The organism is Coprococcus sp. AM14-16 (assembly GCF_003434675.1).
Classification (GTDB): Bacteria; Bacillota; Clostridia; order Lachnospirales; family Lachnospiraceae; genus Coprococcus; species Coprococcus aceti.
Genome location: NZ_QTLL01000001.1, coordinates 1,128,058 through 1,128,925 on the forward strand (window position 1 = coordinate 1,128,058; position 868 = coordinate 1,128,925).

Annotated in this window: 2 tRNA genes and 1 rRNA gene; all 3 read right to left on the reverse strand. The window is 45.3% G+C overall.

From position 1 onward, the window contains the following. Nucleotides 1–329: 329 nt before the first annotated feature. Nucleotides 330–402: transfer RNA gene (locus DW159_RS05035), tRNA-Ala, on the reverse strand. A 26-nt stretch (nucleotides 403–428) separates the two neighbouring features. Continuing rightward, nucleotides 429–502: transfer RNA gene (locus DW159_RS05040), tRNA-Ile, on the reverse strand. 37 nt (nucleotides 503–539) lie between these two features. After that, nucleotides 540–657: ribosomal RNA gene (rrf, locus tag DW159_RS05045) — 5S ribosomal RNA — on the reverse strand. Nucleotides 658–868: the final 211 nt, after the last annotated feature.

Here is an 868-nt window from a genome sequence, read left to right on the forward strand (position 1 = left end):
ACTTTGCAATTTTGGCTTTGTAAGTGCTTCGCACTTACTAACCTAAAATCTGCTCTGCAGATTTTGGTAATAGATGTCTTGTTAATTATTAATGGCTTATTATAAACTTATAATAATTATCTCTTTCTGTATGAAATTCTCAAGGTACATATTGATAAACATAAGTTTCCTGCGAATGTTTCACTTTTCGCTCCCGAGATTCACGCACTTCGTGCGTTTCATCACGGACATTCTATCGAATGTCCTACACGCTCATCTCTGACGCCCTGAAGAACAAGTTCTTCGTCCGTCACAGCTGACCGTTTTCGGTCGCTCGACTCATGTTTTCGTGGAGATAACGAGATTCGAACTCGTGACCCCCTGCTTGCAAGGCAGGTGCTCTCCCAACTGAGCTATACCCCCGTATGGAATTACAGCCTTTCGGCTAATGGGCTTAAATGGACTCGAACCATCGACCTCACGCTTATCAGGCGTGCGCTCTAACCAGCTGAGCTATAAGCCCATTTTCTTTGGTGCTTACACTTGATAAGCAAATTTGGAGCCGGCAGCCACCTGCTCTCCCACACCGTCTCCAGTGCAGTACCATCGGCCGCTTACGTCTTAACCGTCGTGTTCGGGATGGGTACGGGTGTCTCCCATAAGCGCATCACCACCGGCAAATATTTCTGCTTTCTTTTATGACGAAATGCCCAATCTCCTCTCCGTTATCACTCCGAGTCGATTGATGGCTTGCGCCATATGCTCTATACTCAAAATACATCTTTCTGTGAGCAAGCTCACACCGCTGTCTTTTTCGTATTTCGCGCATTTCTTGAAAGCTTAACAACATAACAACCCTTACTATCCATTCCTTAGAAAGGAGGTGATC